14 protein-coding genes and 2 pseudogenes are annotated in these 18,563 nt (G+C 67.8%); 9 read left to right on the top strand and 7 right to left on the bottom strand.

Annotated elements, in window-relative coordinates; genetic code table 11:
- Window positions 1–78: 78 nt before the first annotated feature.
- Window positions 79–1,479 (top strand): IS1380 family transposase, encoded by a 1,401-nt coding sequence (locus VYL96_RS03475; protein ID WP_039867814.1) that lies wholly within the window; start codon window positions 79–81, stop codon window positions 1,477–1,479.
- Window positions 1,480–1,597: 118 nt separating this feature from the next.
- Here the strand turns inward: VYL96_RS03475 and VYL96_RS03470 are convergent, their stop codons facing one another.
- The 4 genes and pseudogenes from VYL96_RS03470 to VYL96_RS03455 all read right to left on the bottom strand — a co-directional run bounded on the left by VYL96_RS03470 (window position 1,598) and on the right by VYL96_RS03455 (window position 6,009).
- Window positions 1,598–2,842: an NHL repeat-containing protein gene (locus tag VYL96_RS03470; RefSeq protein WP_131885715.1), complete on the bottom strand. Its 1,245-nt coding sequence runs from the start codon at window positions 2,840–2,842 to the stop codon at window positions 1,598–1,600.
- Window positions 2,843–3,016: 174 nt separating this feature from the next.
- Window positions 3,017–3,211 (bottom strand): annotated as a pseudogene (locus VYL96_RS03465) (transposase); the annotation flags it as partial.
- Between the two features lie 133 nt (window positions 3,212–3,344).
- Window positions 3,345–4,745, bottom strand: a pseudogene (locus VYL96_RS03460) (IS1380 family transposase).
- A 76-nt stretch (window positions 4,746–4,821) separates the two neighbouring features.
- Complete coding sequence (locus VYL96_RS03455) at window positions 4,822–6,009, bottom strand: ISL3 family transposase (RefSeq protein WP_243699674.1); 1,188 nt, start codon at window positions 6,007–6,009, stop codon at window positions 4,822–4,824.
- Between VYL96_RS03455 and VYL96_RS03450 the strand changes: the two genes are divergently transcribed.
- On the top strand, window positions 6,008–6,928 hold the full coding sequence (locus VYL96_RS03450; protein ID WP_131885714.1) for an IS3 family transposase: 921 nt from the start codon (window positions 6,008–6,010) through the stop codon (window positions 6,926–6,928). The two genes, VYL96_RS03455 and VYL96_RS03450, sit on opposite strands and share 2 nt — an antisense overlap.
- A gap of 80 nt (window positions 6,929–7,008) precedes the next feature.
- Here the strand turns inward: VYL96_RS03450 and VYL96_RS03445 are convergent, their stop codons facing one another.
- Window positions 7,009–8,082, bottom strand: a complete 1,074-nt coding sequence (locus VYL96_RS03445; RefSeq protein WP_031264836.1) for an IS630 family transposase — start codon at window positions 8,080–8,082, stop codon at window positions 7,009–7,011.
- Between the two features lie 72 nt (window positions 8,083–8,154).
- Here VYL96_RS03445 and VYL96_RS03440 point away from each other — a divergent pair, with 72 nt between their 5' ends.
- The 3 genes from VYL96_RS03440 to VYL96_RS03430 are packed head-to-tail and all read left to right on the top strand — an operon-like array spanning window position 8,155 to window position 12,391.
- On the top strand, window positions 8,155–9,411 hold the full coding sequence (locus VYL96_RS03440) for a HEAT repeat domain-containing protein (RefSeq protein WP_070722236.1): 1,257 nt from the start codon (window positions 8,155–8,157) through the stop codon (window positions 9,409–9,411).
- On the top strand, window positions 9,408–10,850 hold the full coding sequence (locus tag VYL96_RS03435) for a glycosyltransferase family 2 protein (RefSeq protein WP_131885713.1): 1,443 nt from the start codon (window positions 9,408–9,410) through the stop codon (window positions 10,848–10,850). Before VYL96_RS03440 ends, VYL96_RS03435 begins: the two co-directional genes overlap by 4 nt.
- Window positions 10,847–12,391 carry a sensor histidine kinase gene (locus VYL96_RS03430; protein ID WP_061915880.1) on the top strand — a complete coding sequence of 515 codons (1,545 nt, stop codon included), beginning with the start codon at window positions 10,847–10,849 and terminating at the stop codon, window positions 12,389–12,391. The genes VYL96_RS03435 and VYL96_RS03430 overlap by 4 nt, the downstream gene beginning before the upstream one ends.
- 6 nt (window positions 12,392–12,397) lie before the next feature.
- Here the strand turns inward: VYL96_RS03430 and VYL96_RS03425 are convergent, their stop codons facing one another.
- Window positions 12,398–13,858, bottom strand: a complete 1,461-nt coding sequence (locus VYL96_RS03425) for an aldehyde dehydrogenase family protein (protein WP_131885712.1) — start codon at window positions 13,856–13,858, stop codon at window positions 12,398–12,400.
- Window positions 13,859–14,032: 174 nt separating this feature from the next.
- Between VYL96_RS03425 and VYL96_RS03420 the strand changes: the two genes are divergently transcribed.
- The gene (locus VYL96_RS03420) at window positions 14,033–14,872 is read left to right on the top strand and encodes a hypothetical protein (RefSeq protein ID WP_061915886.1); all 840 of its coding nucleotides are present in this window, start codon (window positions 14,033–14,035) and stop codon (window positions 14,870–14,872) included.
- Window positions 14,873–14,974: 102 nt separating this feature from the next.
- Here VYL96_RS03420 and VYL96_RS03415 read toward each other — a convergent pair whose 3' ends face one another.
- Window positions 14,975–16,570, bottom strand: coding sequence for an acyl-CoA synthetase (locus VYL96_RS03415; RefSeq protein ID WP_181366016.1), 1,596 nt, complete (start codon window positions 16,568–16,570; stop codon window positions 14,975–14,977).
- 106 nt (window positions 16,571–16,676) lie between these two features.
- Between VYL96_RS03415 and VYL96_RS03410 the strand changes: the two genes are divergently transcribed.
- The 3 genes from VYL96_RS03410 (at window position 16,677) to VYL96_RS03400 (ending at window position 18,563) form a co-directional block, all read left to right on the top strand.
- Window positions 16,677–17,555 (top strand): DUF1707 SHOCT-like domain-containing protein, encoded by an 879-nt coding sequence (locus tag VYL96_RS03410; RefSeq protein WP_061915890.1) that lies wholly within the window; start codon window positions 16,677–16,679, stop codon window positions 17,553–17,555.
- Window positions 17,556–17,625: 70 nt separating this feature from the next.
- Window positions 17,626–18,282, top strand: coding sequence for a DUF1707 SHOCT-like domain-containing protein (locus VYL96_RS03405; RefSeq protein ID WP_061915893.1), 657 nt, complete (start codon window positions 17,626–17,628; stop codon window positions 18,280–18,282).
- Complete coding sequence (locus VYL96_RS03400) at window positions 18,252–18,563, top strand: hypothetical protein (RefSeq protein WP_157076971.1); 312 nt, start codon at window positions 18,252–18,254, stop codon at window positions 18,561–18,563. Before VYL96_RS03405 ends, VYL96_RS03400 begins: the two co-directional genes overlap by 31 nt.

Below are 18,563 nucleotides of genomic sequence, written 5' to 3'. Positions count from 1 at the left end.
AGACCGAAGTGCTTCCTGAACAGGGGAAACTGGGACTTGTCTAAGGTTCCTGATCCTCAAGCAGAAAGCACTCGGTAGGTGAAGCGTACTTCGTGGTCGTCTGGTCTGTCGTTCTCCGTCGAGGATGTCGGGGTGATTGCTCATGCCGGGGTCATCGCGCCGCGTCTTCTGGCTGATCGCGTCGGCCTGACCGCCGAGCTGTCGGGGGCCATGGCGCAGCGCCGATCCATCCCGATCCATGACCGTGGCAGGGTGTTGACCGATGTCGCGGTGATGCTCACAGGTGGCGGCACGTCCATCGCCGACATCCGCGTCCTGCGCCACCAATCCACTGTCCTGGGTCCGGTCGCCTCCTCTCCGACGGTGTGGCGCGCCCTGGACGAGGTCACCGCTGGTAAACGCAAAAAGATCCAGGTCGCGCGGGCCCGTACGCGGCGGCATGTGTGGTCCCAGCTGCCCGGCGGGGTGCCGGCCTCCAAGTGCGCGGGCCGGGATCTGGGGGACACGGTCGTGCTCGATGTGGACGCCACCATCGTGGTCACCCACAGCGAGAAAGAACAGAGCGCGCCGACCTACAAGCGCACCTTCGGCTACCACCCGATCGGCGTGTGGTGCGACAACACAGAAGAGTTCCTCGCTGCGAGCTTGCGGCCGGGCAACGCGGGGTCGAACACCGCGGCCGACCACATCGACGTCCTGGGGCAAGCCATCGCCCAGATTCCCGCCGCCCATCGGCGTGATGTGCTGATCCGATCCGACGGCGCCGGCGCCTCCCATGACCTGTTGGAGTGGATCTCCGAGCAGAATCGGATCCGTGGTCGGCGGGTGGAGTACTCGGTCGGCTTCTCGATCACCGCCGGAATCCGCCGGGCCATCGCGATCGCCCCCGACACCGCGTGGGGGCCAGCGGTGAATCAAGACGGCGACCTGAGGCCGGGCGCGGAGATCGCCGAGCTGACTGGACTGCTGCCGCCCAGGATGCTCGCCAAGTGGCCCGACGGGATGCGGGTCATCGTCCGCCGTGAGCGGCCCCACCCCGGCGCCCAGTTGTCGATGTTCGAGGAACTCGACGGGTGGCGCTACCAGGCGTTCGTCACCAACACCGCCACCGGTCAACTGCAGTTCCTCGAGGCCAGGCATCGGGCGCACGCCCGGGTGGAGGACCGGATCCGCCACGCCAAAGACACCGGCCTGGGCCGTCTGCCCTCGCGAGAGTTCGCTCTCAACCAGGCATGGCTGGTGGCGGTGATGATCGCCGCCGACCTCGTCGCCTGGACCCGGATGCTGGCCTGCACCGGCGCCGCCACCATCCTCGCAGCGTGCGAGCCCAAAGCGATGCGCTACCGCTTCCTCCACGTCGCCGCCCTACTGACCCGCAGCAGCCGACGTAGACGGGTCAAAATCCCCGAGACCTGGCCCTGGGCCACCGCCATCGAAGCGGTGTTCCACACGATCGCCGCGATCCCCAAACCGGCCTGACCCCACCTGCCCACCCACGACAGCACCACCCGGAGACCCGCCCACCGGCAGCGCCAGCCGGCGCCCAAACACGTCTACACGACCCGCCGGACACAACATCCGTAGAAACCCGACTCCATCACGCCCCATGAATCAGCGGGGTCAACTCGGCATCTTTCACGAGCTTGATATTTGGTTTCTTAGCTGTGTTTGTGAACCTGCACGACACGCTTCGCCCACTGTCAGGAGTGAATGTCGCTGTTTTTTCTGTCCCTTCAGCGACTGTCACACCCACATCGTCGACACACTTATAACTCGTGTCGTAGTTTGCAAAGTTCGCGGTGCCTGCCGCGGTCTCCGTGACCGTATAGGTCTGGCCAGCCAAGCCCAGAACTGGCCCCACGGAAGCGGTCTGCACGCCTTCAGCGGGGCCGTCAGTGACGGCGGTCGTGCCTTCAGTCAGGCCGGCGCCGGAAATCTCTAGGCCAAATTGGTCTGTGGGTTCAAAGCGCCCCGCGGGGAGATCCTTGTCCAGCTTAATACTGACCGGGTTGCTGCACGAAGCCATGTCGGTCATTTTTGGCCTGTCCGGAACATCACTCTTCAACTGACCGTTGCTCGGATCGACTTGGCGCAGGAAAGCACTGGAACCGACGTACAAGTAACCGTCTGGACCGAACGCGATTGAGTTCGCTGAGGCGAACTGTGGCGTCAAAGCAGTGACCTGGGTCCCGGTTACCGTTACCGAACCCGTCGTAGGCATGGGCCCGTCAACGGACCAGATGCCACCTTCGGCATTTGAGGCGGCGACGACATACATATTTCCGCCAGCGTCGAAAGCGAGGTCACCATTCCTGCCTTTCGAGCCCGGAAGATTGACAGTCATCACCTTAACGGGCGCAACAGCAGGCGTAGCAGGGTTGTAACCGTGAAGCGTGAGGGTGTCGTTGCTGTCACCTAGTCCGCCGTAGTAAAACCAACCGTTGGCGGGGTTGATTGCACCATGGGTAGATGGTGCGACAGGACTTTTAACTTTGGATGTCGTATCCGTCGTAGCATTCCAGTTGTAGACATAGTTCGTAGCGTTATTACCCGATCCTTCGGTCGCGGTATAAATCGCATACGCGCCCCCCGTACCGATACCCAATTGGTTGTGCCGGCTTGAGCCTTCAAGTTTGAAGGAATCTGATGACAACCCGGTCGTAGGATTAATTTTTTTAGCGTAGTTTCCACCTCCATCCACCGAATAGAGTGAGTCACAGGTAAGATTGCCTCGCGCTGCCTGTGCAGTTGAAGCGGGGACGGCGGCAATCGAAACTAGAGCCACCAAAGTGGCTACCACGGTTAAACGCAGACCTTGCATGAGGCCGTTAAGTATCCACATATAGGCACCTTCCCATTTCCAAGTCTCATGACCGTGCGCAACAGCCGTGCTAGCCGAAAGCTTAACCTAATCACGGCAGATGTTAGCGAGCTTCACAGGCTGACCTTCTGTGACATTACACTGATATTCGTCGAGCTCCAACCGTTTATTGGCTCTTCGCATCTGAGCGTGGGGTCAGGTCCGTAGCCCGCCGGCGATGAGGAGCATCCGCAGGCGATAGTTGTCGCGGTTGCGGTAGCCGCGGGCCAGGCGCCGGTGGAGTTCGATGAGGCCATTGATCGCTTCGGTTCCTCCGTTGTTGGAGCGGCCGGTGGTCCAGTACGCGAGGAAGGCGGCCTTCCACTTGCGGAGCGTTCGTCCTAGCCCCGCTGATTCATGGAGTGTGAGGACGGCTTCTGCCGGGTGACGGTGGGTGCGATTGCGTCTATGGGCGTGCGGGAGCGCCGGCTGGCGCTGCCGGTGGCGGGTCTCCGGTGGTGCTGTCGTGGGCGGGTAGGTGAGGTCAGGCGGGTTTGGGGATCGCGGCGATCGTGTTGAACACGGCGACGATAGCGATCGCCCAGGGCCACGTTTCGGGGATTTTCACTCTTCGTCGTCGGCCGCTGCGGGCCAGTCGGGCCGCGGCGTGGAGGAAGCGGTAGCGCAGCGCTTTGGGCTCGCACAACGCCAGGACTGCGGCGTCGCCGGTGCAGGCGAGCATCCGGGTCCAGGCCACGAGGTCAGCGGCGAGCATCACCGCCACCAGCCACGCCTGGTTGAGGGCGAACTCCCGCGAGGGCAGACGGCCCAGGCCGGTGTCTTTGGCGTGGCGGATCCGGTCCTCGACCCGCGCGTGAGCCCGGTGTCTGGCCTCGAGGAATTGGAGCTGGCCGGTGGCGGTTTTGGTGACAAACGCCTGGTAGCGCCACCCGTCGATCTCCTCAAACATCGATAATTGGGCACCCGGGTGGGGCCGCTCGCGGCGGACGATCACCCGCATCCCCGCTGGCCACTTGGCGAGCAGCCCGGGGGCGAGGAATCCGGTCAGTTCGGCAACCTCGGCCCCGTCGCGAATGTCTCCGTCAGGGTTCAGTGCCGGCCCCCACGCTTCCTCGGGGCAGGTCGCGATGGCCCGTCGCACCGGGCCGGTGATGGAGAACCCGACCGAGTACTCCACCCGTCGACCACGGACGCGGTTCTGCTCGGTGACCCAGTTCAGCAGGTCATGGGAGGCGCCGGCGCCGTCGGAGCGGATCAGCAGCTCACGTCGATGGTTGGCGGGGACTTGGGCGATCGCCTGGCCCAGGACCTCGATGTGGTCAGCCGCGGTGTTGGACCCGGCGTTGCCCGGGCGCAGGCTCGCGGCGAGGAACTCCTCTGTGTTGTCGCACCACACACCGATCGGGTGGTACCCGAACGTGCGCTTGTACGTCGGTGCGGCGTTCTCTTTCTCGCTGTGGGTGACCACGATCGTGGCGTCCACATCGAGCACGATCGTCGATCCCAGATCCCGCCCCGCACACGCCGATGCGGGTACTCCGCCGGGCAGTTGGGATCACACATGCCGCCGCGTGCGGGCTCGCGCCACCTGGATCTTCTTGCGCTTGCCGGCGGTGACCTCGTTCAGTGTGCGCCACACCGTCGGGGCCGAGGCCACCGGGCCCAGAGCCTCGGATTGGTGGCGCAGGACGCCGATGTCGGAGATGGACTCGCCGCCATCGGTGAGCATCACCGCCAGGTCGATCAGCACCCGGCCACGGTCATGGATCGGGATGAACCGTCTGCGAGTCATGGCCTTCGACAGTTCGGTGGTCAGCCCCACTCGATCCGCCAGAAGGCGTGGCGCGATGGCTCCGGCGTGGGAGATCACCCCGACACCATCAGCAGTAACGGACAGACCAGACGACCACGAAGTACGCTTCACCTACCGAGTGCTTTCTGTGTGGGGACATGGAACCTTCGACAAGTCCCAGTTTCCCCTGTTCAGGAAGCACTTCGGTCTATTTTCGCCCAGCGATCCGCAGATCCCCGTGAACCACCGGGGCTAGTCGGGCGATTTCCGGGATCGGGCAGGATGGCAAGGTCGCGAGTACCTTCTCCGCAGCGCTGCGCCCGGCTGGCAGGTCTTTGTGGTGGTAGGCCTGTCGGAGTTCGTGGGCGACTTGCCAGGCGATGAACAGTTCCTCGTGTCGGGGGTCGGCGGCCAGGGCCTCGTCGAACCGCCGCCACTGGCGCTCGGTGAGCCTGTCGGGGTCGCAGCGGATGATGGTGCGGATCCCGTAGAGCGGGTCGCCTTTACGTCCGCGGTGGCCGCAGATCTGCTGCTGCAACCTCCGGCGGACCTCGTCCACGGCGCCAAGGGCGAGCTTGACCACGTGGAAAGCGTCGAGAACAGCGGTGGCATCCTCGAGTTCGTCATCGATCGCTCGCTTGTAGCCGTGGAACGGATCCAACGCGGCGATCTCGACGCCGCTGGTGAAACCCTTGCCCCGCGCAGTGAGCCAATCTGCGAACACCACCCCGGAGCGGCCTGGCACGAGGTCGAGCAGCCTGGCCTGTACTTTGCCGTCCCCGTCGCGGGTGAGGTCGACCATCCCGGTCAGTTCCTTGGGGCCGCGCTTACGTCGGGAGACATGGTGCCAGATGTGTTCATCGACGCCGAGGGTGCGGACGCCGTCGAAGCGGGCCGGATCATCGGCCAACGCCTCCAATGCAGCCTTGACCGGCGTCCACACCGTGTGCCACGCGGTACCGAGCTGACGAGCCAGTCCGCTGACGGTGGCGTGCTCCCGGCGCAGCTGTCCCACTGCCCACTCCACGACGCGGGCCGTGGTGGCATGCCGCGGCGAGGCAAGCCCAGGCAGGTTCTCCACGAACGTCACACGTTCGCACGCCCCGCCTGGGCAGACGAAGCGGCGTTTGCGCCAGATGATCGTGACGGGGCGGCCGAACGCGGGGATGTCGACCAGACGCACCACCTGCCGTCCATGCCCCACCCCGGCGGCGCCGCAGTCCGGGCATCCGACCGGTCCCGGCTCGGATTCGACGGTCACCTCCAGGTGCTCGCCACGCAGACGCGCATCAAGGACGTACACGTCGTCGAGCCCGACGAGAAGATCGCAGCGGACACAACGGGGCGCAGGTGCGGTTCCGGTGGCAGACCGGCAGCCCCCGATAGGCTCAGACATGGGTCGAGGCCCTTTCAGGATCGGATGTAGTGGTACTTCCAATCCTTCAGGGCCTCGACCCTCTCGTCTCCCTACCGCCTCACCGGCGTGTCGTCCTCACCCACGCTCAGATGCGAAGAGCCGCTATTACAAATGGCGTGGAAAGTCCCGCTCAGCGCGAGACCTCCGGGACGACGAACTGACCACGCTGATCGAGTGCCTCTACAAGCGTCTCAACGGCCGCCCCGGCGTTCGTCGTATGCGCGCGGAGCTCGCCGCCGGCGGTCACCGGGTCTCTCACAAGCGGGTGTGGCGGCTGATGAAAGCAGCAGGCTTGGAGGGTCGCCACCCGAAAGCGTGGAAGCGAACCACCGTCGCTGGCGACGACCCTGTCGCCGCCCCCGACCTCATCGGTCGCGACTTCACCGCGGCAGAGATGAACACCAAGTGGTGCGGCGATATCACTTACGTGCGGACCTGGAACGGCTGGGCGTACTTGGCCACTGTGATCGATCTGCACTCCCGGATGGTCGTCGGATGGGCCGTGGCCGACCACATGCGTACCGAGTTGGTCACCGACGCACTGGAAATGGCCATCGCTCGACGGCGACCGCCCGGCAAAGTCGTATTCCACAGCGACCGCGGAACCCAATACACGTCCACTGAATTCGACAAGTATTGTACGAAGAACAATATTCGGCGATCACTGGGACGCACCGGCATTTGTTTCGATAATGCGGTCGCAGAATCGTTTTTTGCGAGCTACAAGAAGGAGCTCATCCACACGCGTCCATGGCCCACACTCAAAGCGCTCACAAAGAGCACATTCACTTGGATCGAGGAGTATTACAACCGAGCGCGGCGACATTCAACACTCGGCTACTTGACACCAGCCGAGTTCGAACTAGGATTCAGAGACATCTACGAACTCGCGGCCTAATTCAGGTGGCCACTTTGTCGGGAACACTCCACGTTCAGTCCGAGGGAGCTGCTCCGCCGGGTCGACGCGCTGCTCGGCCGCTAGTGTCGCGTTTCTGAAGTTGGTTTAGGGTTCGCTTTCGCGAGGATCTGTTCGGGGGTTTTAGTCCAGACGAACGGGTGTTTGCGGTCGTTCCAGCCCGTGATGAACTGGCGAATCTTGGCATTGAGGTCCTTGACGGATGTAAAGACACCACGGCGGATGGCCTGCCGGTCGATGATCCCGAACCAGACTTCCACGAGGTTGAGCCAGGATCCGGACGTCGGGGTGAAGTGCACGTGGAACCGCGGATGCTGTGCCAGCCACACCTTCACTGCCGGGGTTTTGTGGGTGGCGTAGTTGTCCATCACCAAGTGCAGGTCAACCTCCGGGTAGGCGCGGTCGAGTTGACGCAGGAACGCCAGGAACTCCTGATGGCGATGCTTCGGCTTGACCGCGCCGGTGACGTGCCCGGTCGCAATGTCCAACGCGGCGAACAGAGTCGTGGTGCCGTGCCGCTTGTAATCGTGGGTGTGCCTTTCGATGCTGCCGGTGCGCATCGGCAGCATCGGCGCGGTCCTATCCAGCGCCTGGATCTGACTCTTCTCGTCAACACACAACACGATCGCGTTGTCCGGTGGCGCCAAGTACAACCCCACCACGTCGGTGACCTTCGCGACCAGTTCGGGATCGGTGGAGAACTTGAACGTTCCGGCCCGCCAAGGCTGCACGCCGAACTTGCGCCACGCCCTGGCCACGGTGGCGTTACCGATCTTCAGATGATCCGCCAGCAGGCGTGAGGACCAGTGCGTCACCCCGTACTTCTTCGGCGGAGGAGTCAACGTCGTGGTGATGATCTTCTGGTCATCTATCCGCTTCGGCCGGCCAGAGCGCGGTTCGTCGAACAGGCCCGCGATCCCATCCGCCTCATACCTGCCTCGCCACTTCCACACCGTCGTCGGCGTCGTTCGCTCCCGGTCAGCGATCCGAGAGTTCGCCTGACCTTCCGCCGCGAGCAGGATGATCCGCGCCCGCATCGCCAACCCCGATTGGATCGACGTTGACCGCGTCCACGACTCCAACTCCTCGCGGTCACCATCACGAAGAATCAAAGCCGGAGCTGGGTTATTGGGCATAACCCATTCTCCCAAACGCCCAAGCATTTAGGAACTAACGACACGCGACACTAGCCCCGCGGGATCCACACCGTGCTGCCCTCCTACGACGACCCCTCGCCCTCCCTGCTCGACGACGTCGCGCCGGAGATCGCCTCCGGCGTCCTCACGGCCTCCCTGTGGGTCCTCATCGCCGCGATCGGCGTACTCGTCGTGGTGATGATCTGGGCGCACGTCGCACGGGTCAGCCGCAGTCGCCGTATCGCACGCGTCCTCGAGCCACTCCGCCCGCGCCTGCTGGCGCTCGCCGCAGACGAGGAGTCCGACGACGAGTCGCTCGGGAAACTCGGCAGATACCGCGAGCGGGTCGTCGACCGGGCCGTCCTCGACCTACTCGGCAAGGTCCGCGGCGGGGCCGCCACCGCGCTGGTCGACATCCTCGACCGGCACGGCACCGTCGAGAGCGCCCTCCGCGGCGTCCACTCGTGGTCCGCCACCACCCGCGCCCGCTCCGCCCAGGTCCTCGGTGCCACCCGGCGCACCGAGTACTCCCCCGTGCTGGCCGGCATGATCTCCGACCGCGACCGGGCCGTGCGCTCGACCGCGGTGCGCGCCCTCGGGGTCCTCGGCGACGCCACCTACGCCGACGCGGTGCTCCGTGCGGTCCGCGAGGTCAAGGGGCTGTCCGGCGTCCCGGCCTACGTCGCCGCCGACGCGCTGCTCGCCATGGGCGACGACGTCCGCGAGGCGGTCCGGCGCGGGCTCGACGACCCGGACCCCGGCGTGCGGTACGTCGCCGCCACCGTCGCCTCGCGTGGGGGCATGGCCTCGCTGCTGCCCAGGGTCCTCCAGATCTTCCGCACCGATCGGGACGAGCGGGTCCGCGCGGCGGCCGCGCGCACTCTCGGGGTGATCGGCGACGCCCGCGTCATCGACGATCTCGGCCGCGCACTGGCCCCCCGCGAACCGGCGGCCGTCCGCCTGGCCGCGGCCACGGCCCTCGGAGAGATCGGTGCCCCCGCAGGTGTCCCGCTCCTGCGCTCGGTGCTGGCCGCCGGCGACCGCCGACTCGCCGAGGTGGCCGCCGGAGCCCTGGCCTCCCTCGGGAGGACCGGCCGCGAGGTTCTCGTCGAGACCCTCCGGCAGGGCGTGCTCCCGCCGGAGATCTCCGTCCGCGACACCGCGGCCACGTCACCCGCCGACCTCGCGGCCCTCGCCTCGCTCGGCGCGGTCACCGCACTCGGCATCCGTGACCGCAGGCCGGACCTGTACGAGATGGCCGCGACCGCCCGCCGGGCCACCGAGAACGACCCGGAACGCGCCCCACAGCAGGAGGATCCCGCCCCGTGATCGAAACCCTCCGCGTGGTGATCGCGACGCTGCTCGACGTGATCGCCTGGCCCATCCTCGTCTATTTCCTGCTCATCAACTCCTCGTACCTGGTGCTCGTGATCGCCGCGGCCGTCGACTTCAGGGGAACGCGTCGTCGTCGTCGTCACTCCGGTCGTGTCGAACGGCTCGGCAGCCACACGGCGCCGGGGGTGTCGGTCGTCGTCCCCGCCTACAACGAGGAGGCCGGCGTCGTCGAGGCCGCCAGGTCCCTCCTCGGACTCCGATATCACCGCCACGAGGTCATCGTCGTCAACGACGGGTCGTCCGACAACACCTTCCGCGTCCTCATCGAGGCGTTCGACCTGGTCCGCGCCGACCGCGAGGTGCCCTACGAGATCCCCACCCGCCAGACCCCCCGCGGCATCTACGTCCCCCGCGACGGCTACACCCGCCTCACGGTCATCGACAAAGCCAACTCCGGCCGCTCCGACTCGATCAACGTCGGCATCAACGCCTCCGTCGAGGACCTCATCATCTGCGCCGACGGTGACTCCCTGCTCGACCCCGACGCCCTGCTCGTCGTCACCGAACCCTTCGCCGACGACCCGCTCCGCACCGCCGCTACCGGCGGCGTCGTCCGGGTCGTCAACGGGTGCACCATCCGCTCCGGACAGATCATCGACGTCCGGATGTCCCGCAACGTGCTCGCCCAGATCCAGGCGCTCGAGTACCTGCGATCGTTTTTCCTCGGCCGCTCCGGATGGTCCAAGCTCCGCGCGCTCATCCTCATCTCCGGGGCTTTCGGCTGCTTCCGCCGTGATCTGCTGGTGGAGGTCGGCGGCCTCGACCCCGATTCCATCGGAGAGGACTTCGAACTGGTCATGCGCATCCACCGCCTGCTGCGGGAGCGCGTCCAAGAGTACAGTGTCACATTCGTGCCCGAGCCGGTGTGCTGGACCGAGGTGCCGGAAACGCTGCCGGTCCTACGTAAGCAGCGCGCCCGCTGGCACCGGGGACTGTGGGAGACCCTCGTCAAACACCGCGTCATGTTCGGCAACCCCCGCTACGGGCGGGCCGGGGTCCTGGCCGTGCCCTACTACTGGGCCTTCGAACTGTTCGCCCCACTCATCGAGGCCGTCGGCCTGGTTCTCATGGTCCTCGGATTCGCTCTCGACCTGGTCAACCCCACCACGTTCTGGCTGTTCCTGGCGGTCGCCTACGGATACGCGATCGTCGTGGCGCTGGCGGCCGCCGCCGTCGACGAGGTGTACTTCTCGCGCTACTACCGTTTCGGGAGTCTGCTCTCGCTCATCAGCTCGGCCGTCCTCGAGAACATCGGCTACCGCCAGCTCCACGTGGTGTGGCGACTGCGCGGCTGGTGGCAGGCACTCCGCGGGACCGAGCAGAACTGGGGCGTCATGACGCGACGCGGATTCACGACCGAGAACGTGTCATGAGCCCGCGCGAGAAGCAGGCGCCCGAGGTCTCGCGGATCCTGCGCGACAAGAGCCGCCGGATGCTGATCCTCGTCGTGGTGGTGGCGCTGCTGGGGCCGCTGATGCTGCTCCTCCAGTACAAGCTCTCGCAGCGCACCAGCACCGTCTACACGCCGGTCGTCGACGCCACGAGCCACCTGGTGATCGCGATGCGGTGGGCCCAGTCCGACCTGCGGATCGATCGCGTCTACGACGTAACGGGGGCGGAGGACCGACTGCGGGCGCTCAAAACCGACTCCGACGAGACGCTCGCCGAGTTGGACCGGCTGATCGGCGACGACGCCGAGTTCACCCCCGCCCTGGCAAGGCTGACCGCATCGTCCGCGAGCTGGTGGTCGTACGCCGACTCGATCGTGGGGATGGAGGAGGGGTACTCGGCCGCCGACGATCCGACCGGCCGCGCGCAATCCGTCAGCGCGCTGGCCGACTTCTCCGAGATGATCGCGGCAGCGGACTCGATCCACACCCTCGCCAGTGACGAGCGCGTCCGGATGCGTGGCCTACGGACCCGGGTGCTGGTCGGCGGCTCGGCAGCGGCCTTAGCGATGACCCTCGCCGACGCCCTCGCGATCGTCCGCGGGACCCGTCGGACCGCCGAAGAGATCGTCGACCCCATCGAGGAGCTGGCCGCCGTGGCCCGACTCGACACGGTTGGCGGCCGGGGCACCCGGGCGCGCACCGACCACGGGCCGGCCGAGGTACGCGCGCTGGCCGAGGCCTTCAACACCCTGCTCGACACGCGGGACGACTATGAGGCCGGGCGCGAGGAGCAGCTCAGCAGGCTCGAGGAGCTGGACCGGCAGAAAGACGCATTCGTCTCCACGGTCAGTCACGAGCTGCGCACTCCGCTCGCGTCGATCGTGGGCTACACGGAGATGCTCTGCGACGGCGACGGCGGGGAGCTGACGAGCGCGCAACATCGCCTGGTCGGGGTGGTCCAACGTAATGCCGACCGCTTGCGCGGTCTCATCGAGGACCTGCTGATCCTCAGCCGCATCGAGGCGCAGAACCTCGATATCGCCCACGAGCGGCTGGACCTCGGCGAGGTGGTGAGGAACGTGACCGAGTCGCTGCAGCCCGCGGCCGACCGCGCGGGCCTGGCGCTGGTCGAACAGGTCGAGCCGGCCGAGGTCATCGGTGACGCCCTCCAGCTGGAGCGGGCCGTGACCAACCTCGTCAGCAACGCGATAAAGTTCACGCTCGGAGGTGGATCGGTCACCGTCGGCCTGACCGTCGACGAGCACGTCGCCACCGTCACGGTCGCCGACACGGGCATCGGCATCCCCGAGGCCGAACAGGAACACCTCGGCACCCGGTTCTTCCGGTCGAGCACCGCCCAGCACCGCTCGATCCCCGGGACCGGCCTGGGGGTGAACATCGTGCAGGCGATCGCCGACGCGCACGGCGGCGGCCTCGACTTCGACTCGGTGGAGGGCGAGGGCACCACGTTCCGGCTGGCGGTCCCCCTGTGGAGCGCCGGCGCCGGGTCGCCCACCACCTGAGCCGGGCTACAACCCCAGCCGCGTCCGCAGTTTCATCGCGCCGAAGTACATCGACGCCTGCCGCTTCTTGTCCGGGCCGAACGGCGGCACCATGAAGTCGGCAGCGGAGTAGTCGAACGAGTGCAGCGCCACCGCCCGCTCGTGCGTGAAGGTCCGGAAGCCGTAGCGGCCGTGGTACGAGCCCATGCCGGAGTTGCCTACGCCGCCGAAGGGGATGGCGGAGGAGACCATGCCGATGCCGAAGTCGTTGCCGTAGATGTTGCCGGAACGGGTGCGGTCGGCCACCGTCTCGAACCGCTCGTTCTTCTCTCCGTACCAGTACAGGACGAGCGGGCTGGGCCGGTCGTTGATGTACCGGATGGGCTCCTCGACGCTCTGGTAGCCGAAGACGGTGAGGACGGGGCCGAACACCTCGTCGGAGTCGATGTCCATCTCGGGCGTCACCCCGGTGAGCAGGGTGGGCGCGATCTTCCGGGTGAGCGCGTCCGGCAGCCGCTCCCCCGTCGGTGCGGCTTCCCGCTTGGTCGCGCCCTTGGCCACGGCGTCGTCCACCAGCCCGACGATCCGCTCGTAGTTCGAGGTGTTGACCGTGGCGGTGTAGTCCGGGTTACCGACGATCGCCGGCAGGGTGCGACGCCACTGGTCCAACACGGTCTCGCAGAACGCGTCGTACTGGTCGTCGTGCACGAACACGTAGTCCGGGCACATGCAGACCTGACCACCGTTGACCAGGCGGGCGGAGGCGATGTTGCGCGCTGCCCGCTCGAGGCCGGCGGAGGCGTCCACGACCACCGGGTTCTTGCCGCCGAGCTCGAGGGTCACCGGGGTGAGGTTCTCGGCGGCGTCCCGGGCGATGGACTTGCCGACGCCGGGCGAGCCGGTAAAGAACAGGTGGTCGTACGGGAGGCGGGAGAAGTCGGATCCGCGGCCGTGTTCGGGGCCGGCAAAGGCCAGCTCGTCGACGGCGAAGTATTCCGGCGCCCGGCTGCAGAGCACCTCCGTGGTGTGCGCGGTGACCGAGCTCGGGCGGATCATCACCCGGTTGCCGGCGGCCAGCGCGGAGCCGGCGGGGACGATCGTGAGGTAGAGCGGGAAGTTCCAGGGGCCGATGATCCCCACGACGCCCTTGGGGTCGTGCCGGATCTGCTGCGTGAAGCCCAGGCGGTCCAGGGCGCGCGAGGGGCGGGTGGGCCTCATCCACTTGCGGACGTGGCCGCGCTGGTGGTCCAGGTCCGGGATCGAGGAGGCGATGTCGGAGAGCGTGGAGAGCGTCTCGGGGCGGGAGCCGTAGTCCTCGCGCATGGCCTCGGTGAGCTCGGCGGCGTTGTCCAGGACGAGCTTCTTGAGCCGGCTGATGCGGTCGCGGCGGATCTTGGCGCCGGGCTGCGGGTCGGCGAGGAAGGACTGCTGCTGCCGCTCGAGGATCTGCGCGAGCGTGAGGTCGCGGGCGGTGGGGGTCGTGGCCATGCCCCCAGGGTAGAACGTGTTCTCGCCATGTGCGAGCCGGCTGGAAGCACGGGACGTTACAGAAGATTCTAAATAGATGAATATTTTCACAAAACTCTTATCGGGTAGCCAATCGCTTGGAGACGTGCTTACATCGCCCATGTCACATCCCTCCACACGTAAGGAAGAGAATCCATGCGCACTCGCGTCACTCTCGCCGCGTTCGCGGTCGCCGCCCTGGCGTCCACTCCCCTCGCCAACGCCCAGTCCGCCGAGTTCATGTTCGAGGCCCAGGCCGCCTCGACCGCGGCCGGCTCCAGCATCCCGGCCGGCTCGCTCGGCTCCATCGGCGCGCCCGAGGACGACGGCCCCGCTCTCGGCACCAACCTGGGTACCGTCGACGGCGACCGCTCGGTCGGCTGCGACGTCAACTGGGTCGCCGAGGCGATCAACGCCCGCACGGTCGGCGAGGGCGACCTCTACCTCGACCGCGACGGCAAGCCGGTCAACAGCCCCGCGAATGGCGGCTTCGTCTCCGAGCTGAGCTCCGGCTTCGACAGCCCCGGCGAGCTGCAGCTCCAGCACTGGATCAACGGCAACACCTTCTACTGGCGTACGCCGGTCGCCACCCAGGTGCCGATCAATGACGCGGTCCTCACCCTGACGTTCCAGCCGAACACCTTCACCGCGGCGCCCACCTCCCAGGACGTCGGCGTGTCGTTCTTCAAGCCGCGTGCGAGTGTGTTCGGCATGCCGGACTACGCTTGGTCCGACAATGCCGGAGAGCCCACCGTCTCCGGCTCGGTCGAGGAGGGCTTCACGCTCACCTACAAGCTCGGCGATCTCGACGCCAAGACGGGCGTCGGCGTCCAGGTCGGCGGCCCCGTCGCCCCCGAGACCAACTCGATGACCGGCACCGCCACCCTGACCGGCACCTACCCGGTCGGCAGCGGCACCTGCACCCCGGTGCAGGGCTCGATCGCCGGCACCCCGCTCGGCTCGCTCGCCGGTTCGCTCGGCGACCTCGGCAGCTGATCCCGCCGCACCCGAGCGCAGCACAGCGCTGACACCGAACATCGCACCCCCTGCCGATCGGCAGGGGGTGCGGTCGTTCTCAGGGCCGGTCCAGGTCCCCGGCTACGCCCAGTACGGATCCTTCAGCGTGCGCTTCATCAGCTTCCCGTTGGCCTGGCGGGGCAGCTCGTCCACCACGTCGATCGAGCGCGGCATCTTGTACTTGGCCAGCCGGGCGCTCAGGTCGGAGAGGATCTGCGCCGTGAGCTCGTCGGACTCGGTGTAGCCCTCCGCCAGCTCGATGACGGCCTTGACCTCCTCGCCCCAGTCGGCGTGCGGGATGCCGAACACGGCGGCGTCGCGGACCGCGTCGTGGCGGGTCATCTCCGCCTCGATCTCGGCCGGGTAGATGTTCACGCCGCCGGAGATGATCATGTCGTTCTTGCGGTCGCAGAGGAACAGGTAGCCGTCCTCATCGACGTACCCGATGTCGCCCATCGTGAACAGATCGCCCACGTAGGTCTTGGCGGTCTTCTCGGCGTCCTGGTGGTACTCGAATCGCGAGCCGTGCATCTGGAGGTACACGTTGCCGGTGTCCCCGGTGGGCACCTCGTTGCCGTCGTCGTCAAGGATCTTGAGGGTGGTGGTGCGCCACGGCCGCCCCACCGATCCCGGCTTGCGCAACCACTCCTCGCCGGTGATGGTGCAACCGCCGCCCTCGGTGCCGGCGTAATACTCCGTGAGCACCGGCCCCCACCAGTCGAGCATCGCCTGCTTGACGTGCTGCGGGCACGGCGCGGCGCCGTGGACGATCGTCCGCAGGCTCGACACGTCGTACGTCGCCCGCACGTCCTCCGGCAGCTCGAGCAGCCGCGAGAACTGCGTGGGCACCATGTGCGACTGCGTGACGCCGTGGGCGTCGATGAGCCGCAGCATCTCCTCCGGCGTCCACTTGTCCATGAGCACCACGGCCTGGCCCAGGTTGAGCGAGATGGCCACAAAGTTGAGCACGGCCGTGTGGTACAGCGGCGAGCCGCAGATGTGGACGTTGTCCGAGCCCTCGATGCCGAAGCCGGCGAAGAAGTAGTAGTTGGGCACCGTCACCTGGTCCGGGCTCGCCCCGGTGAGCGGGCGCCGCACACCCTTGGGCCGGCCGGTGGTGCCGCTGGTGTAGAGCATCGGTGCGCCGAGCGTGCGGTCCCGCGGCAGCGGGTCGGAGCCCTCGGCGGGCGCGGTGAGCTCGGCCAGCGGCCGGAAGCCCGGGACGTCGCCGATCGCGTAGCAGCGCGCGGGGTCGAGCCCGGCCTCGCTCGCGGCGGCGGTGGCCACGTCGGCGAACCGCTCGTCGGCCACGAACACCGTCGAGCCCGAGTTCTCCAGGATGTACGCCACCTCCGGCCCGGTGAGGTGCCAGTTGGCCGGCGCCACGTACAGGCCGATCTCCAGGGCGGCGAAGTACACCTCGAGGAAGCCGATCCCGTTGGGCGCCAGCAGCACGATGCCGTCGCCGGCCGTCAGGCCCAGCGCCTGCAGGCCGCGCGCGTAGCCGTGTGCGGCGTCGGCCAGCTCGCCGAAAATGACCTGGCGGCCCGAGGCCTCGATGACGGCGGTGCGGCCGGGCTCGGCCTGGGCGATGCGATAGACGCTGGTCACGTGCTCCCCGGTGCGGGGGTCGAGGATGCCGGCGTCGGCGGGAACGGACGGGGCGGACGCAGTCATGCCCTCCACACTAGAACGTGTTATCGCCACGACGTCGGAACTTCGGCCCAGCGCGGCACACGACGGCCACACGCCGGGCGCCGGAGGCGGGATTATCCTCGTCGTCATGAGCCCGAATCCCCAACGCCCCTCGCGCTCTCACCAGTCGCCGCGCCGCCGACTCCGCGCGACCGACGCCCAGCGCGACTCGGTGTGGAAGGCCCTCGACGCCGCCATGACCGACGGCCAACTCGACCGCTTCGAGCACCTCGAGCGCACCCGCGCCGTCCACCGCACCACCTACGTGGACGAGCTGCGCCCCCTCGTGGCCGACCTGCAGGGCGTCACCACCGACCTGCCCGACGAGAGCGGCCGCCCGGCCCGCGCCGGGGACGCCGCCGGGCTCGAGAAGCACGGGGGCGAGAAGCCCGCGGGCGACACGCGCCGGCGTCAGTGGCCGGTCGTGGCGGGCGTCGCCGCCGCCCTCGTCGTGCTGGGCGTCGCGGTGGTCGCCTCCCTGCCCCACGACACCCCGGGCCCGGGCCTCCCGTCGATCTCCGCCCCCGCCGAGCCGGGCCCGCTCCACACCAGCGAAGGCCTGGAGCGGATGCTCGCCGCCGCCCGCGAGGAGTTCGGCGACGCCCCGATCGACGTCCTCACCGTCCACGGCAACCGCGCGACCCTGATGTACGAGGACCCCACCGAGCCCGGCAAGCGCCTGTCGCACCAGTTCAGCGGGGGCGAGTGGCAGGAACCCTCGTTCCACTCGCGCACCGAGTCGGCGACCTTCCGGCTCGACGGGATCGACGCCACCACGGTCATGGACGCACTCGAGTCCGCGCCCGCCGAGCTGGGCCGCGAGGGCGCCCCGGTCAGTCACGTCTCGGTGTTCGCCGACGTGTTGGGCGAGCCCGAGTTCACCGTCGCCGTGCACGCCGGCGAACGCCTGGGCACGGTCCGCTACGACCACGACGGCGACGTCCTGCGCGTGGACGCCCCGAACTGATCCCGCCACCGGACCCGGCCGGGCCCGCGCGGGGGTAACGGAATTCTCACCCGCGGCTATCCTCGGGGCCATGGCCACCACCTCTGGTCCGGCGCCCCTCCGGGCCACGGACGCCGATCGCGCCGCCGTGCTCGACGCCCTGGACACGGCCCACGACTCCGGGCATCTCGACCGCGTGGAGCACTACGAACGCGTCCGCGCGGCCACCGCCGCCCGCCACCTCGACGACCTCCGCCCGCTGGTGGCCGACCTCCAGGGCAAGGTCCGCCTCCCCGCCGGCCGCACGCCCGCCCGTCGGACGAACACCTCGTCGTCGTCACCCCACCGCACCACCCCCCTCTCCGCCGAGCAGATCCGCGACATCGAGGTGCCGACGCAGTGGTCCACCCGCAAGAGCGTCGGCGTGGCCGCCGTGGTCCTCGCCGGGGCGCTGGGCCTGTTCCTCGCGCTGGCGCCGCTGAGCGACGACACGCGGCCGATCGACGACCCCGGCGAGTCCGTGATCGCCCGGCCCGCGCCCGCGGGGGACGAGGGGCCGGGGGCGACGACGGCGAGGCCCGCGTCTTCGACACCCCCTCGGCGCTCTCGGCGGAGGGCCTCACCCGCATCCGCGACACCGCACCCGACGCCGCCGGCTCCGAGGTGGCCACCGACCTCGTGGTGTACCCCGAGTACGCGGTCCTCACCTGGCCCGACGTGGAGCACCCCAGCCGCGAGTTCCGCATGACCTACCGCGGGGGCTGGGACGACCGCGACGACTCGCCCGCCTCACCCCTGCCCGACCCGACGTTCCGGATCGCCGACATCGACCCGGCCCTCGTCGCCTCCGTGGTCCGCGGCGCCCCCGAGACCCTCGGGATCCCCGACCCCACCAGCACGTACGTCATCATCGACGCCGACGAGCAGGGCCTGCCCCAGTACCGGGTGTACGTGAGCAACGAGGTCCACCTGAGCGGCTACCTACTCGTGGACCACACCGGAGAGCCCAAGAGCATCCACGCCCCGTAG

Source organism: Dietzia maris (genome assembly GCF_036287335.1).
In the GTDB taxonomy this organism is placed as follows: domain Bacteria; phylum Actinomycetota; class Actinomycetes; order Mycobacteriales; family Mycobacteriaceae; genus Dietzia; species Dietzia cinnamea.
Note: the sequence above shows the minus strand (reverse complement) of the source record. Positions and strands in the feature narration are given on the sequence as shown.

Bases quoted from the DNA above. Each gene is read 5' to 3' on its own strand.
- VYL96_RS03470 (WP_131885715.1), bottom strand. From the start codon at position 2,842: ATGTGGATACTTAACGGCCTCATGCAAGGTCTGCGTTTAACCGTGGTA.
- VYL96_RS03450 (WP_131885714.1), top strand. From the start codon at position 6,008: ATGGGTCGAGGCCCTTTCAGGATCGGATGTAGTGGTACTTCCAATCCT.
- VYL96_RS03455 (WP_243699674.1), bottom strand. From the start codon at position 6,009: ATGTCTGAGCCTATCGGGGGCTGCCGGTCTGCCACCGGAACCGCACCT.
- VYL96_RS03445 (WP_031264836.1), bottom strand. From the start codon at position 8,082: ATGCCCAATAACCCAGCTCCGGCTTTGATTCTTCGTGATGGTGACCGC.
- VYL96_RS03430 (WP_061915880.1), top strand. From the start codon at position 10,847: ATGAGCCCGCGCGAGAAGCAGGCGCCCGAGGTCTCGCGGATCCTGCGC.
- VYL96_RS03425 (WP_131885712.1), bottom strand. From the start codon at position 13,858: ATGGCCACGACCCCCACCGCCCGCGACCTCACGCTCGCGCAGATCCTC.
- VYL96_RS03420 (WP_061915886.1), top strand. From the start codon at position 14,033: ATGCGCACTCGCGTCACTCTCGCCGCGTTCGCGGTCGCCGCCCTGGCG.
- VYL96_RS03415 (WP_181366016.1), bottom strand. From the start codon at position 16,570: ATGACTGCGTCCGCCCCGTCCGTTCCCGCCGACGCCGGCATCCTCGAC.
- VYL96_RS03410 (WP_061915890.1), top strand. From the start codon at position 16,677: ATGAGCCCGAATCCCCAACGCCCCTCGCGCTCTCACCAGTCGCCGCGC.
- VYL96_RS03405 (WP_061915893.1), top strand. From the start codon at position 17,626: ATGGCCACCACCTCTGGTCCGGCGCCCCTCCGGGCCACGGACGCCGAT.